The following is a 15,744-nucleotide window of genomic DNA, read 5'->3' as shown; positions in this document are numbered from 1 at the left end:
CTCTTCAGCCCTCCTTATAAACCAACTCTACCACGCCGATTACCTGCGGTTTGGTAAGTCCGGTCCTCTTTCCCTCAGTAACAGCTTCCGTTATTTTTGAAACCGTCTGCTTTTTTAATATTTCGTTTGCGCTGTTACCACTAGCAATAAAACTACCCTTTCCAGAAACGGAATAGATGATTCCATTGCGTTCCAGTTCTTGGTACGCTTTTTGAACGGTGTTTGGGTTGACCCCTAAATCCCGCGCTAAGGCCCGCACAGACGGCAGCTGTTCCCCGCTGGATAAAACCCCTAAGGAGATCATTTCCGACATTTTTGTTATTAGCTGTTCATAGATTGGCGTGCGACTTTGAAGATCAAGCTGCAGCACAATTTTCACCTCATTCCCAACGATACTACTCCCGTGTCAACTGTATTAGTCTAATTAATACAGTTTGATTATACCATCTTTTTACAAAAAAGCAAGAAAAACATTCGCTAAAGACCGCAAATTATTAAATTTATTTGAATTTCCCCAGATTGGTTTGACAGGGAAAAAATCCATGTTATACTTTATAGTGGAATTTTTATTTGATGTTTACTGCATTTTGGGGAAAAATAATTGGGACCTAATTTATTTTATAAATATACTGTTACAAATTTGTCAGAATCATTGACTTTACTGTTGTAATTGGATTATATTTATTGGTGAGGCTGGACCCGCCCGCCTTAGCCTAAAGACTAAAGTAGGAGCATATATGAGAAAAACAAAAATTGTTTGTACTCTCGGACCTGCCAGCAACAATGAAAAGGTGATTCACAGCCTTATCTGCGCAGGGATGGACGTGGCGAGATTTAACTTCTCCCACGGGACCCATGAAAGCCATCTGGCTACTTATAAAACAATTGATCGCATTCGAAGGGATCTTAACCTTCCTACTGCTACACTTTTAGATACGAAAGGCCCGGAAATACGTTTAGGCAAGTTTAAAGAAGGAAAAGCTTTCCTGAAAAAAGGCAACGCATTTACCTTGAGCACAAAAGAAATACTCGGTGATGAGAACATGGCTTCTATCACCTTTCCCGGCCTGGTAAACGATGTTAAGCCTGGGAATACCCTTCTCTTGGCAGATGGGCTGATCGAGTTAAAAGTGGTAAAGGTAAATCCCTGGGATATAACCTGTGAAATTATGAACGACGGTCCTATCTCTGATCACAAGGGGGTAAATGTACCGGGCGTTCGTCTTTCTATGCCATACCTTAGTGAGAAAGACCGCAGCGATATTATTTTCGGGGTGGAAAACGACTTTGATTTTATCGCCGCTTCCTTCACCCGCTGCGCGCAGGATATTCTGGAAATCCGCCAGCTTTTGGATGAGCAGGGTTGTCATACAATTAAGATTATTGCCAAGATTGAAAATCTGGAGGGCGTCCAGAATATTGATGAAATTCTGCGTGTTTCCGACGGAATTATGGTAGCCCGTGGAGATATGGGTGTGGAAGTTCCTTTGGAAGATGTTCCTGTTTTCCAGAAAGTTTTAATAAAAAAAGCGTATAATGCAGGAAAAATGGTCATTACCGCTACTCAAATGTTAGAGAGTATGATGCACAATCCCCGTCCTACCCGGGCGGAAGCTGCGGACGTAGCTAACGCCATTTATGACGGCACCAGCGCTATCATGCTTTCCGGAGAAACTGCCGCCGGCCAGTTCCCGGTAGAAGCGGTGAAAACAATGGCGGCCATTGCACAGCGCACAGAAAATGACATTGATTACCGCAAGCGGTTTTTTTCCCGCAGCGGCGACAATTTGCCGGATGTAACCAACGCTATCTCCCATGCTACCTGTACTACAGCGTACGATCTGGGGGCAAAGGCAATTATTACAGTCACCTGGTCCGGGACTACTGCCCGGATGCTCAGCAAATACCGTCCCGACATCCCGGTGTTGGCTTGCACCCATTTGGATCAAACCTACCGTCAGCTTAGCCTTTCCTGGGGGGTTACTCCGCTAAAATCCCAGGTAAAAGACGATACGGACGAATTGTTTTCCCATGCGGTAGAAGTGGTGAAGAACGCCGGCTATGTACAGGATGGAGATATTGTGGTTATTACCGCGGGCATTCCTCTGGGCGTTACCGGCACCACCAATATGCTGAAAGTGCATGTGGTTGGCGATATTCTGGTCAGCGGTCAGGGTGTTAATAAAAAATCCTCTATAGGCCGGGTTTGTGTGGCCCATTCGGAGGAAGAGGCGTTAGAAAATTTTGTCGACGGGGATATTTTGGTAATTCCCCAGACGTCAAATAATCTTTTGCCTATTTTGAAAAAGGCTTCCGGCATTGTTACGGAAACCGGCGGATTCAATTCCCATGCCGCTATTGTTGGATTAGCTTTGGATATTCCGGTAGTGGTAGGCGCCACAAATGCCACTTCTATCCTGAAAAGTTCTACTCAGGTGGAAATTGACGCCGAACGTGGGATTGTAAGCAACGCAAAATCCAAATAGCTGTCCCGCCGCGGCAATGTTTATACTTTTGTAAATTTTAGTGTGCTTTAAAGGAGTCTGTCTATGAAACATTCATACGTTTTAACACGAACAATCGCTCTTCTTTTGGCGTTGGTTATGCTGTTGTCTTTCGCCGCCTGCGGCGACAGAACACCCCAGCCTTCCGACGACAGCTCTTCCTCTTCGGACGTTTCGGATAGTTCTTCCGGACTGCCGGCGTTTATTAATCCGCTTCCTGAAGTGGATTTAGGCGCTATCAACGAGCCGGAACTGCCGACCCCCGATCTGCTGGAAAAGATCAATACTGCTTATAACCAGAATAATGATGTTGTTGGCTGGCTAAATATCCCCAACACTACTATTGATAACGAAGTGCTACATACCACAGACAACGACTATTATTTGCGCCGGGATATCACCAAGGCTTATAACTGGTATGGCTGTTACTATGCCGACTATGAATGTACTTTCGGTGACAGAAACGCTATGGCAAAAGATACTATTATCTATGGACACAGCATGGACGATAATCCGGAAGGGTTAAAATTCTCCCAGCTGAAAAAGTTCCTGGATATTGATTTTGCAAAAAATAACCCTTATATCTATCTGTCTACTCCGGAAGATAATATGGCTTGGAAGGTGTTTGCCGTATTCTATACCGATACCAATCTGAGCTATATCAACCCTCATGTAAAAGGCGCGGATTTCCTGAACCTGGTAAATGAGGCGAAAGAACGTTCTCAATTTAACTATGACGTGGACGTTAACGCTACTGATAAGCTCCTTACGCTTTCTACCTGTACCTATGTATATGGTTCCCGTGAGGATCAGCGGTTTGTGATTATGGCACGTCTGGTGCGCCCCGGTGAAAAAATCGAGGCCACCGTTGATGTAGAAAAGAACCCCAATCCAAAGGCTCCTCAGTTTAAATAATCGGCAAAAGAAACCCGCCGCAATGACGTATCATTGCGGCGGATTTTTATTTAAGGCAAAATAAGCTGTCTTCAAAACTTTGAGAGATGGTCTTGCCAGGCGGACAGTATAAAAATCGTTCTTTCTCCCAGCAGGCGTTCACCAGATCCCGAAGCAAATCCTCCCTTCCCTGCTGAATGGAAAACTCCCATCCAAAAGTCTTTGCTGTGCGCCGGGCATATTCCTCGTGGTCCCGGCGGTGCTCATAGGGGGAGGCAATATAGATCAGGTTTTGATATTTCTTAATCCAGGTGTTTTCCTGTTCTAACAGGTATCGGGCATTTTCTTCTCCGTAGCGGGAGGCGTAGTCTTCCCGCTTGGTTTGATAGTACTGCTGCGAAGGGGTGTTTCCAAATTCGATCCAGCCGTCGCTGTACCAAAAAATCCCCGGTTTTTGGGAAAAAATTTGCCGGTAATAGGATTGGGATCCCAGCAAGATTCCAATACAGTCATCCGTACGGGGAACTACGATAGGAATGCTTTGAGAAGCAATTTCACACACGCCCGTTCCGCACATTCCATAGCACAAGGCAATGGCATCAAATTTACGGTAGGAAGGCGCCGTTTTATTGTGCCTTTCGATGGTTTCCACACACTCACGGATCTTCTGCCGCAGAATTTGCGGAGTGTCATGAAGTCCCTGAGGCTGCCAGAAAACAGTACAGGTATGTTTGCTTTGGGACACTGCCCGGCTTAATTCCCGATTAAATACCTGGCAGGCAATCACGGCTAAACGCATCTTCTCCCCTCCTGAGCAATCCTTGGCAAATACGGCTTTCTTATTAAAGATAGCATTTTTTCAGGTAACTGACAACTAAAAACGAAAAAACAGCCGCACTGCGGCTGTTTTTTTTGTTGGGAGAGGTCTATCTAAGTTCACGTGATGAGTCGTTTTTAAAAAGCAGAGAAATGGACCAGATAGCGCCAAGTGCAACCAGTGTATAAATAATCCGGCTGAAGATGCTGCCCTGCCCGCCAAAAATCCAGGCTACCAAGTCAAACTGGAAAATACCGATAAGCCCCCAGTTGATACCGCCAATAATTGTCAGAGCGAGCGCGATTTTATCTAGCAAAATTAATTCCTCCTCTAAAGGTTTTCACAATTAGTATGATCAAATAAAAACAGGAATATTCACAAAAAGGGAGCAGCCCCCTATTTATGGCAGTATTTATATAACTGCCATAACAAATCCGCTGAGTATTGCCGTGTCAGACTTCCAGTAGCATTGGCCTGGTTGTCCGGTAGATCCAGCATTTTATAAGCGGCGAGGTTCATATAATATGGGATCGCCCAAGCGGGAGTTTTATCCAGATCTCCTAAGCGCAGAGAATACATTTTTACATCTTCAATTTTTGCCGCTCGGGAAACATACATCACCGCCTGCCCCCGAAGCAGCGTATCATTTGCGGAAAATGTAGATTCTTTGATAATCCCTTCCTCCATGGCCTTTTTCACGTAAGGTTTAAGCCATAGATCAATCTGCCCATCGTTAGAAAGGCCGGTATTGATACAAGAAGGCAAGTCTTTATCCATTCCAGCCGCCGCCAGCAGATGGATTAGGAAATCTGCGCCCTTCATCAATTCCTTTGGATAAAACAAAGCGCTGTTTCCTGTGATTTCTCCTGTCATTACGCCATTTTTATGAAGCTGCATAGCGGCGTATTCCGATGGGTTCAAGTGCATATCTGCAAATCGAAAACCAGTATAGTTTTTATTAATTTTAATTTTTATCTGTGCATCCTTTGAGTAGTTTCCCCACTGATCCACCGCCCGGATGGTAAAAGTATCGGTTCCACTTTTTCCTGGATAAGGGGCATAGGTCATAGAAAAGCCATCAAACTGTACTGTGCCTTTCTTTGGTTTGTCACATTGTTCTATGGCAATTGCATCCCCTTCTGGATCATACCCGTCCAAATATACTGCCAATGGGGTTTCGCACATAGTTTCATATACTTGTGAGGAAAGCACCGGCGGATTATTGTAGCTGTCGGTCATGTTGATATTTACGATTGTGGCGGCAGCATCCTGAGCCAAAGGAATAAATCCCAAAGAGACCTCTGTTTCCGCTTTTGCTGGAGCAAAAACCAATTGGTTTATTTGCTCTCGGGTGAGACTTTGATATTGGTTCACAGGGCGGTTTCCCAGCCAAAGTACCCCTTGGTTTTCATTTGGCAGTGAAGTTATGGTAAGTCCTCCCAGCTCATTTTCTTCTATTCCCATGCGCCGTTCCAAGTCCTGGGTAGAAAAACGAACTTCTGAGCCTTTAGCAGCGGTCATGGTAATTTGTTTTTGTTTTGGTTTGGCTAGGGTAGGCCGCCAAAGCTCCTGGGCCAATGTATTTGGCGCGATAGAAAACAACGCAGTTAAAACGCAGCCTAAAATCAATAGGAGTCGTTTCATCTTTCATATCCCTTTCATCGATAAATTTCCATTCTCAGTTTGTGTGAAAGAAATTTTCCTATTCGTGAAAGAATTTACCATTTCCAGCTCTTGTAATTTAACGGGTAATATGGCAAAATATATTTATATGTTTTTGGTAATTATGAAAGATAAAGGAATGGGTGTAAATGAAACATCAAACGGTAATTGTCCTGGATTTTGGTGGGCAATATAATCAATTAATCGCACGCCGGGTGCGCGAATGTTCTGTTTACTGCGAAGTTTTGCCTTATAAAACCCCTCTGGACGAAATTTTGGCAAAAAATCCGATTGGTATTATCTTTACCGGCGGGCCGAACAGCGTGTATTTGGAAAACTCCCCTAAGGTGGAGAAGAAAATCTTCCAACAAGGGATTCCTGTCCTTGGAATTTGTTATGGCACACAGTTAATGGCACACATCTTAGGTGGCCATGTAACCAGTCCTGAAAAACGTGAGTATGGAAAAACCCATACATACTACCATACTGACTGCGCCCTTTTCCAAGGGCTTCCTGAGGAAGGCATCTCTTGGATGAGTCATACCGATTATATCGATCGGCTTCCGGAAGGCTTTAAGGTAAGCGCTCATACTGCGGATTGCCCGACTGCGGCAATGGAAAACCCAAAGGAAAAATTATACGGTATGCAATTTCATCCGGAAGTTCTGCACACACAAAACGGAATTTCTATGCTGAGAAATTTCCTGTTTAACGTATGCGGCGCAAAAGGCGACTGGACGATGGGTGATTACGCAAAAAATACCATCCATACTTTACGGGAAAAAATCGGCGATGGTAAGGTGCTGTTGGCTCTTTCCGGCGGTGTGGACAGTTCCGTAGCAGCTGCTTTGCTCTCCAAAGCAGTGGGCAATCAGCTCACCTGTATTTTTGTGGATCACGGCTTTATGCGTAAAAATGAAGGGGACGAAGTTCAGGCGGCTTTCAAAGATCGGAATATTAATTTTGTCCGGGTCAACGCTAAGGAACGCTTCCTCTGTAAATTGGCTGGTATTTCTGACCCGGAAACCAAGCGAAAAATGATCGGAGAAGAATTTATCCGGGTATTCGAAGATGAAGCGAAAAAAATCGGCAAGGTAGATTATTTAGTCCAAGGCACTATCTATCCGGATGTCATCGAATCCGGAGCTGGCGATGCCGCGGTGATCAAAAGCCATCACAATGTAGGCGGCCTCCCCGATTACGTAGATTTCAAAGAGATTATCGAACCGTTGCGGTTATTATTTAAAGACGAAGTGCGAGCGTTAGGAAAAGAACTGGGGCTTCCGGATTATTTGGTGTACCGTCAGCCGTTCCCGGGTCCGGGGCTGGCCATCCGTATTATCGGCGAAATCACTGAAAACAAGCTGCTTACCTTGCAGGAAGCGGATTGGATCTTCCGGGAAGAAATTGCCAAAGCGGGCTTAGACCGGAGCATTAACCAATATTTTGCTGTTTTGACAAATATGCGTTCCGTAGGCGTTATGGGAGATGGCCGTACTTATGATTACACCATCGCTTTGCGTGCGGTCACCACTACTGATTTTATGACGGCGGATTGGGCGCATATTCCTTATGATGTTTTGGAGGCAGCAAGCAATCGGATCGTCAATGAAGTACGGGGCATTAACCGCGTGTGTTATGATATTACCTCAAAACCTCCAGCGACTATTGAGTGGGAATAATAAAATAAATAACAAGGCCTGGCTTTCATTCTTTGAAAGCCAGGCCTTGTCCGCTTTTAAATTTCCATTACACCAGTAATCATCTGATCCAGCAAATTTACGATTTGCTCCTTGGAAAGGTAGCCTTCCTCCCGGAACCATTTGCGCAGAGCGCCTACAATACCATAAGCCAGAAATTGAAGCTGATAATCAAGTTTTTCTGGATCCACATCTCCGCGGACTTCCTTTTGCCGGGTAAACCCTTTTTCGATAATAACATTCATCAGTTTTTCTAAAAATGGGGAATTGGTGTTACTTAAAAAAAGCGGCCGACAGATCTCCATATTTTCTTCCAAATAGTCAAACGCCTGATCCACAATCTTATATACGGAAAAGTTGTTAGGGGTGGAGTGGTAGTCATCAACCATCTCCTCAAACCGTCCGATCATTTCGTTTTCTACCTTTTCCAGCAGATCATAGGTATCCTGATAATGAAGATAAAAAGTGCTGCGGTTTAAATCGGCAAGATCAGTAATATCCTTTACTGTAATGTCCTTAAATTCCTTTTGGGACATTAATTTCGCTAAGGCCTGCTGCAGCATTCTTTTTGTGCGGCGGATACGCCTGTCCTCCGTAGACCTATACATATTACTCATTTCCTCTCCTAAAAGCTTAACAACATTTTCTATAAATTCGTCTATTAATTAACATTTTTTGCATTATTGGTTATTGTGTTGCTTTCTAATACGTATTATAATATACATCAGACAAAAAATCAACATTTGATCTATAATTTATTATTTTGTCTAAAATTAGATGGAGAGATGTTTATGAGTAATTTGTTGGATAAGGTAGCAAACTTTATCATTCACAAACACAAAGCGATTGAAAAATTTTTCTTCATTTTTGTCGTTTTGAACCTGATATTTTGGCCTTTTGTAGGAGTAAACTACGACCTGAGCAGCTATCTTCCTTCAAACGCTGTAACCAAACAGGGGTTAGACTTGATGGAGCAGGAGTTTGGGTATCCGGGTACTGCCCGAATAATGATCAAAGATGTGTCCATCTATGAGGCCAAACACATGAAGGACCGTATCAACGCGCTGGACGGAGTGGATATGGTGATGTGGGCGGATACCACTTCAGATATCTACCAGGCCCAATCGTACCTGCAAAATTCCGATTTGGAAGACTATTACAAAGACGGCTGCGCTGTAATGGATGTCACTTTTACCAGTGGGGATTCCGATCCAGAGACACGGGATACGCTGGATCAGATTTACGAAATCATCGGTGACAAAGGGCATTATTCAGGGAGCGCGGTAAGTAATAAATTCCGTCAGGAATCTATTACAAAAGAAATTGCCATTGCGATGGTCATTTCTATTGTAATTATCTTTCTGATTCTTACCTTGGCAACCACCTCCTGGTTTGAACCTGTTCTTTTTATCTCGATTATGCTGATTGCAATTGTACTCAATATGGGTTCCAACCTAATCTTCGGTACTATCTCCTTTTTTACTTTCAGTACCGCCGCTATTCTGCAGCTGGCAGTTTCTATGGACTACTCCATCTTTTTATTACATACATTTACCGCTTATAAAGAATCCGGTATGCCGATTGAACAGGCCCTTGCTCAGGCAGTCAAGGATGCTTCTAAGTCTATTTTAGCCAGTGGCGCTACTACTATTGTGGGATTCTTATCCATCGCTTTGATGGAGTTTACCATCGGCCGGGACGTCGGATTTGTCTTGACCAAAGGGATTGCCATCAGCCTTTTATGTGTTTTAGTGCTCATGCCTGCTTTAATTTTACGGTTTTACGATAAAATCGAAAAGTATCGGCACCGCGCGTTTATTCCGCCTTTTAACAAAGTGGCCAAAGGAATTTATAAAATCCGGTATGGCGTTTTGATCTTTGCTCTGTTAATGGCAGTTCCTTCTTATGTAGGGCAGGATATGAACCATTTTCTTTATGGGGACGACGCTATCGGTTCCAGTGAAGGTACGCTATATTATGAAGATACCCAGCTGATCAATGAAAAATTCGGAGAAAGCAATCTGCTGCTGGCTATTATTCCCAACACCTCTTCTATTAAAGAAAAACTGCTGACGGAGGAGCTGGAGGAAATGAGCTTTGTCAACTACGCCACTTCCCTTTCCGGCACCCTTCCCCAGGGAGTACCAGAAAGTTTTCTCCCCAACAGTCTCACCAAACAATTACGGACAAAAAATTACGCGCGTATTTTAATCTCCATGAAAACGGATCAGGAAAGCGACTATGCTTTCCAGTGCAGTAATGCGGTGGACCAGGCAATCAGTAAATATTATCCGGAAAATTCTTATTCTGTAGGTATGACGCCGACCACCATTGATATAAAAAATATTTTGCGGGAAGACTATTCCCGGGTAAGCATCATCTCCATGTTAGGCGTTGCCTTGGTAGTGCTCTTTACGTTCCATTCGGCGCTGACTCCACTGATTGTTATCCTGCCTATTGAAGTGGCAATCTATCTGAATATGACGATTCCTTATCTGTTGGGGGACGATATGCTGTTTATCGGCTATATTATCGTAAGCTGCCTTCAACTGGGAGCAACCATCGACTATTCTATTCTGCTGACCAACCATTATATGGACGCCCGTATGCAGATGAATCCACAAGACGCGGCAATTACTGCCATTTCAAAGAGTTTTCTATCTATTCTGACTTCCGGTTCTATCCTGACAGTAGTGGGCTATCTGCTCTATTTTACTTCTACCATCCAAGCAATCTCCCAAGTGGGTCGGCTGGTAGGACGGGGAACCCTATTAAGCATGTTATTGGTACTTACCGTACTGCCAGGCTTGCTGTCTGCCTTGGATAAGGTGATTATGAAAGAGCAAAGCAAGTTTGAAGCGCTCAGGGAAAAGCTGCGGCCTAAAAAGAGTAGAGCCCTGTCAAAATTATCCCTCGCCAAAAAAGAGACCTGTTCCGATATCGACTCCCTTACCTGGACAGAAAATTCTCCATCCCCTGTTACAGACAGCATCACGGAAGAGTATACCAAGGAGGAAAATAATCATGAGACGGAAAAGTAGAATTATTGCGGCAGTAATGTGCTGTATGATAGTGATCACTATTCTCTCCCCCGCAGTCATAGCGGCGACGCCTGGCGTTACGGTGGACGAAGCAATGTATGTAAATTTGGATTATTACGGCGCGGTTTCTGATGTAAGTATAGTAAAAAGTGCTAACTTAAATGGAAATACAAGTTATACAGATTACGGAAAATATCAAAAGATCAGCAACATGACCGATTTTACCCAGCCCTTGGTAAAGGAGGACAGCATCACCTGGGAACTTCCCAACGCCGACGAACAGTTTTATTTTGAGTGTAAGCCAAAAGACAATTCCAATATTCTTCCTTGGGATTTTGATATCAGTTACCGGCTCAACGGCGCTCCCATAAAGGCTGAAAGTCTGGCTGGCGCTTCCGGGCTGGTGGAGGTAGAGATCCACGCAATTCCCAATGAAAACGCCAAGGAATATTATCGCAACAATATGATTTTAATCGCGGCAACCTTGGTGGATACCAAAGATGTAATCAGCTTTAGCGCTCCCGGTGCACAGATGCAGGCCTTAGGTTCCAATAAAGCCGCTCTTTTTCTGGCGATGCCGGGAGAGGACACCACCTTTACCTATAGTATTGGTACCGACAGCTTTGAAACAATCGGTACAATTATGGTAATGGTTCCTGCCACTTTATCTCAGTTGGATGAGATCAAGGATCTGAAGGAGGATAAACAGGATATCGAGGATGCGGCCCAGGCACTCAGCGATAGTTTAGATGATATTCTCGATAGTCTTAACGCGCTCCCCTCCGGGCTGCGCACTACTCAAAGCGGGCTGGATAATTTAAATAGCGCCCGGGAGAGTATCTATAACAACAAAGACCAAATATACGCCAGCGGTGATCTGCTCCAGGCTTCTTTGAACCGCCTAAGAAGCAAGCTGATTAAAGCGGGAGATGACCTGGAGGATTCCAGCGGAACTATTTCCGATCTGGGGGACGATTTTGTCAGTTCCGCCACTGATCTTGCTGAACTTCAGAAAACAATATCCAATATCTATAAGACGCTTACACGTTTACAAAAGGATATAGAGGCTTTACAGCAGGCTTCCACCCCGGAAGAGCAAAGAGAACTCCTTAACAGTATTAATGCGGAGGCCGGAAGGCTCAACGCCATGGTGGATGCTGTCAGTGAGTATATTTCCATGGATGATCTAAAACAGGCAATTGATGAGTTTTCTGCCGCCATGCAAAATTTTGGCGGGGCCACTCCCTCAGAAATGACACCTGAACAACAGGCGCAATTCCAGCAATTGATGGCTGAAATGATGACCCAGCTGGGTGGTATCACCGATTCTATGTCGCAGTCGGTTACCGCCGGCGACGCTATTCTTGGACAGCTTGAAGGGGCTACTGGATCTCTAAGTGGGCTGGGCGATGACGCGGAAGCTATTATGGACAGCACTTCCAGCGCCCTTCGCAGAACTTCCGCTGTAATAGGAAACACAAAAAATTTCCTCAGCTCCATCCAAAAAACCTTTAAAGAGTGTGATGAAGCTTTAAATTTGGGTACGCAGCAGACCTTAGAAGGACTTATGGATGTATTGGGGCAAACAGCCAACGGTTTGGAAAAGACAGATGATCTGATTAAAAACAAACAGGTCATTACTGACATTGTAAAAGACCAATGGAACAAGTTGGACGACGAATACGGTTTCTTTGATATTGATACCAGCGCGCAAAAGATTTCTTTTACTTCTGAAAAAAATCCTGCCCCTGAAAGTTTGCAAATTATTCTACGTACACAAGAAATTGAGCTGGACGATCAAGATGAAACTACCCAGGCAAATGCCCCGGCAGATGCGGAAAACGATGGCTTTTGGCATCGGTTAGGAATGATTTTTGTAAAAATTTGGAACGCCATTTGCTCTATCTTTTCTTAGTCCTCCAAAATATTTTTCTCCATAAAAAAAGAGCGTCCTGCCTTTGGGCAGGGGCTCTTTTTTATATATCTGCAAAAACTTTATTAAAACGCCCTTTGAGAAAACTTTTGTTATGTCGCTTTCAGAAGAAAGAATGCATATGATATCTATGTGAGCATACAGCAGATGAAGCGATACGACAAGCGGCGGTAGTATAAGGGTGGCGCGACAGCCCTTAGAGTAGCCCGCATATGTTGACCTGCCGCTTCTAATACGCGGGCGCCCGGCGTGCGTCCCAAAGGTTCGCACTCTCCGGCAGCCTTAAGCTGCCGGAGAAACCAGGATACCCGTCCGGGAAAATAAATTTCCCCGGACGGGTATCCTGGTTGCCGGGCGCCGGCCCGATTATTCCGATAGTTCACGGCGCAGGGCAGTAAGTATCTTCTTTTCTCTGCGGGAAACCTGTACCTGTGTCATCCCAAGTGTCTGCGCGGTCTGTGTCTGGGTTTTTCCAGAAAAGTAGCGCAATACAATGAGTGCCCGGTCGGAAGGCTCTAAATTACCTACGACCTGCTTGAGGGAAATAATATCCGAAAGCAGGTCCTCTGGAGACTGGACAGGTAAATCAATCTGTCCGCCTCCATCCTCCTCATTTTCTGTCAGGGACAGGGGTGGCGTCGCAGCGCACAGCGCTTCCACTACCTGTCCCTCGTCTATTCCAAGGGAAGCGGCCAATTCACTAATGGTCGGCTCCCGCCCCATCTTGTTGCTCATCCGTTCTTTTTCCCGATTAAGTTTCATCGACAGTTCTTTTAACGTACGGGAAACCTTTACTGAACCTCCATCTCGAAACAGCCGGCGCATTTCTCCCAAAATCACCGGTACGGCATAAGTAGAAAATCGTACTCCCCGATCTTCGTCAAAAGCATCCGCCGCTTTAATCAGCCCCACGCAGCCTGCTTGAAACAAGTCGTCATACTCAATTCCCCGCCCTTTAAATTTGTGGGCGCAAGAATGGACAAGTCCTATATTATTTTCGATCATTTGCTCTCGTTTGGATTTTGCTGCATATTCTATCAAGCCTCTCAAGCCTCCTTGCAGCTAATTCTCCTTGTAAGAACAACCGTCGTTCCCCTTCCTTCTTTGGAAGTTACTCTCACTTTATCCATTAGACTTTGCATTACAGCAAATCCCAGTCCTGCTCTCTCCTCATTTGGAGCGGTCGTAAACATAGGTTCCATTGCTTTTTCAATATCAGCGATACCACAGCCTTTGTCACGGATACGGATAGTAATACGGTTATCTGTAAGGATATTGGCCGTTATGTACACTGTTCCTATCCGGTCCCGGTACCCGTGGACAATACAGTTGGTTACCGCTTCACTGACTGCGGTGCGAATATCCGAAAGCTCTTCTATTGTGGGATCCAGCTGTGTTACAAATGCCGCTACTGCTGTACGGGCAAACGCTTCATTAACGCTTTTCCCTTCAAACGAAAGTCTCATAGAATTTATCGGTTTCATGCTTCTTTCCCTCCTTTTTCCCCGTGAGAAGGCTTGTCCATAATTGCAAGCCTGTCCAATCCCGCAAGACGCATTACTTTTTTAATATGCCCTGATACATTGATCAGCTTTAAGGTTCCTCCGGTTTCCTGCATCAGTTTATATCTTCCCATCACCAAACCAATCCCTGAACTGTCCATAAAGCTTACATCCCGAAAATCCAATTCCAGTTCTTTTACTTGGCTTTTTATCACGTTATCGTCGATAGTCTCCCGCATTTCTTTGGCGTTATGATGATCAATATCGCCAATAATGTGGGCTGTCATAATTTCTTGTGCAATATCAATAGTTACTGCCATTAAAAACGTCCCTTTCTTTTTTTAGATACAAAAAAGCCCTATCCATAGGATAGAGCTTTTCTATTAAAAAAACTGTCGAAATAATGTTACTTCCCACAAAACTCCAAAACTACCCGCCGCATTTCGCCGGCCATATAAAGGGAGCCAAAAATTAATACCATTCCTCTTTTCTCAGCGCTGGCCGCCTCATACGCCCTTTGAAATGCAAAAGGGAAATTCTCTCCATAAGAGACTACTTCCTTACAATACTTGGACGCCCGCAAAGCCAGCTCTTCCCCGCTTAATGCCCTGGGGTTTTGAGGGGTTACAGCAATAATGCGCTGGAAATGGGGGGCCAGCAGGGCTAACTCCGCCTCGCTGTCCTTGTCCTTGAGCACTCCCATTACGGCAGTGATCGGCCGGTCTCCAAATATGGATAGGCAGCGCTCCAACGCCTGAGCGCCGTCGGGATTATGAGCGCCGTCCAGCACCACCAGCGGCTCTCGGCAGAGCACCTCCAACCGGGCGGGAAAACGCACGTCGGCGATCCCTTTGAATATCTCTTCATCCGTGATCGAAAGACCCTGTTTTGCCGCTTCCTTGGCGGTTTGCGCGGCGGTAATCGCGTTGGATATTTGATGCTGGCCCAACAGCGGGATAGTGAGGCACATTCCTTCATAAACAATCTCGCTGCCGTCTTCCCCACAGGTTATTTTTTCCACACTGTTTTCATTAGGTAAAACCAGCCGGTTTCCTTTAATGGCACACTGTTCCATAATCACCGTCAAAGCTTCAACCGACTGCTTTGGATAGCAGACAGTCACTCCGCCGGGTTTGATAATTCCGCACTTTTCAAAAGCGATCTTTTCCAGCGTATCCCCTAAAATATCCATATGATCCAATCCAATCGAGGCAATTACCGAAACCAACGGATTGTTTACCACATTAGTGGCGTCAAAACGGCCGCCCAATCCCACTTCCAGTACAACCACATCGCAGCTCTCCTGGACAAAAAAGTCCAGGGCGGCGGCAGTGATTACTTCAAACTCTGTAATGCCTGCTACCTGTTCAATCATCGGCCGCAGGCGGGTCATCGTGTCCGCCAGCTGCTGTTTTGTAATCATTTCCCCATTCAGCTGAATTCTCTCCCGAAAATCCAATACAAAAGGGGAAATATACATTCCTGTCTTATATCCGGCGGTTTTTAGAATACTGGCGGTCATGGCGGTAATCGAACCCTTTCCATTGGTGCCTGCCACATGAATAATTTTAAGCTTATCCTGTGGGCGCCCCAGAAGTTCTAATAAACGCTCAATTCGCTCCAATCCCGGACGGCTTCCAAACCGTTCAAAAGAATGAATATACTGCATGGTCTGCTCAAATGTCATAGGA

General features: G+C 45.0%; 14 protein-coding genes. 5 read left to right on the top strand and 9 right to left on the bottom strand.

Annotation, left to right across the window (positions count from 1 at the left end; all coding sequences use genetic code 11):
• Positions 1–4 precede the first annotated feature (4 nt).
• Entirely contained in the window at positions 5–370 is a 366-nt protein-coding gene (locus tag H8705_RS03000) for a GntR family transcriptional regulator (protein ID WP_262394379.1), read from the bottom strand.
• A gap of 367 nt (positions 371–737) precedes the next feature.
• On the opposite strand from H8705_RS03000, the gene pyk reads away from it, so the two are divergent.
• Positions 738–2,486, top strand: coding sequence for a pyruvate kinase (gene pyk, locus H8705_RS02995; protein WP_262394378.1), 1,749 nt, complete (start codon positions 738–740; stop codon positions 2,484–2,486).
• Between the two features lie 63 nt (positions 2,487–2,549).
• Positions 2,550–3,419: a class B sortase gene (locus tag H8705_RS02990; RefSeq protein ID WP_262394377.1), complete on the top strand. Its 870-nt coding sequence runs from the start codon at positions 2,550–2,552 to the stop codon at positions 3,417–3,419.
• Positions 3,420–3,465: 46 nt separating this feature from the next.
• On the opposite strand, the gene H8705_RS02985 is transcribed toward H8705_RS02990, so the two are convergent.
• From H8705_RS02985 to H8705_RS02975, 3 genes are all read right to left on the bottom strand, one after another.
• Positions 3,466–4,197, bottom strand: coding sequence for a DUF1638 domain-containing protein (locus tag H8705_RS02985; RefSeq protein ID WP_262394376.1), 732 nt, complete (start codon positions 4,195–4,197; stop codon positions 3,466–3,468).
• Between the two features lie 127 nt (positions 4,198–4,324).
• Complete coding sequence (locus H8705_RS02980; RefSeq protein WP_262394375.1) at positions 4,325–4,531, bottom strand: DUF378 domain-containing protein; 207 nt, start codon at positions 4,529–4,531, stop codon at positions 4,325–4,327.
• 80 nt (positions 4,532–4,611) lie between these two features.
• Positions 4,612–5,859 (bottom strand): Ig-like domain-containing protein, encoded by a 1,248-nt coding sequence (locus H8705_RS02975; protein WP_262394374.1) that lies wholly within the window; start codon positions 5,857–5,859, stop codon positions 4,612–4,614.
• A 167-nt stretch (positions 5,860–6,026) separates the two neighbouring features.
• On the opposite strand from H8705_RS02975, the gene guaA reads away from it, so the two are divergent.
• Positions 6,027–7,559 carry a glutamine-hydrolyzing GMP synthase gene (gene guaA, locus H8705_RS02970; RefSeq protein WP_262394373.1) on the top strand — a complete coding sequence of 511 codons (1,533 nt, stop codon included), beginning with the start codon at positions 6,027–6,029 and terminating at the stop codon, positions 7,557–7,559.
• A 56-nt stretch (positions 7,560–7,615) separates the two neighbouring features.
• On the opposite strand, the gene H8705_RS02965 is transcribed toward guaA, so the two are convergent.
• Positions 7,616–8,194, bottom strand: coding sequence for a TetR/AcrR family transcriptional regulator (locus H8705_RS02965; RefSeq protein WP_262394372.1), 579 nt, complete (start codon positions 8,192–8,194; stop codon positions 7,616–7,618).
• A 174-nt stretch (positions 8,195–8,368) separates the two neighbouring features.
• On the opposite strand from H8705_RS02965, the gene H8705_RS02960 reads away from it, so the two are divergent.
• Positions 8,369–10,618 (top strand): efflux RND transporter permease subunit, encoded by a 2,250-nt coding sequence (locus H8705_RS02960; protein WP_262394371.1) that lies wholly within the window; start codon positions 8,369–8,371, stop codon positions 10,616–10,618.
• Positions 10,602–12,533 (top strand): hypothetical protein, encoded by a 1,932-nt coding sequence (locus tag H8705_RS02955; protein WP_262394370.1) that lies wholly within the window; start codon positions 10,602–10,604, stop codon positions 12,531–12,533. Before H8705_RS02960 ends, H8705_RS02955 begins: the two co-directional genes overlap by 17 nt.
• Positions 12,534–12,917: 384 nt before the next feature.
• Here H8705_RS02955 and H8705_RS02950 read toward each other — a convergent pair whose 3' ends face one another.
• The 4 genes from H8705_RS02950 to H8705_RS02935 form a co-directional block, all read right to left on the bottom strand.
• A complete protein-coding gene (locus H8705_RS02950) occupies positions 12,918–13,556 on the bottom strand; it encodes a sigma-70 family RNA polymerase sigma factor (RefSeq protein WP_262394595.1) in 639 nt (212 codons plus the stop codon).
• Between the two features lie 41 nt (positions 13,557–13,597).
• Positions 13,598–14,035 (bottom strand): anti-sigma F factor, encoded by a 438-nt coding sequence (spoIIAB, locus tag H8705_RS02945; protein ID WP_262394369.1) that lies wholly within the window; start codon positions 14,033–14,035, stop codon positions 13,598–13,600.
• Positions 14,032–14,373: an STAS domain-containing protein gene (locus H8705_RS02940; protein WP_262394368.1), complete on the bottom strand. Its 342-nt coding sequence runs from the start codon at positions 14,371–14,373 to the stop codon at positions 14,032–14,034. Before H8705_RS02940 ends, spoIIAB begins: the two co-directional genes overlap by 4 nt.
• 86 nt (positions 14,374–14,459) lie before the next feature.
• Complete coding sequence (locus H8705_RS02935; RefSeq protein WP_262394367.1) at positions 14,460–15,740, bottom strand: bifunctional folylpolyglutamate synthase/dihydrofolate synthase; 1,281 nt, start codon at positions 15,738–15,740, stop codon at positions 14,460–14,462.
• Positions 15,741–15,744: the final 4 nt, after the last annotated feature.

The organism is Youxingia wuxianensis (assembly GCF_014385085.1).
Classification (GTDB): Bacteria; Bacillota; Clostridia; order Oscillospirales; family Ruminococcaceae; genus Youxingia; species Youxingia wuxianensis.
Note: the sequence above shows the minus strand (reverse complement) of the source record. Positions and strands in the feature narration are given on the sequence as shown.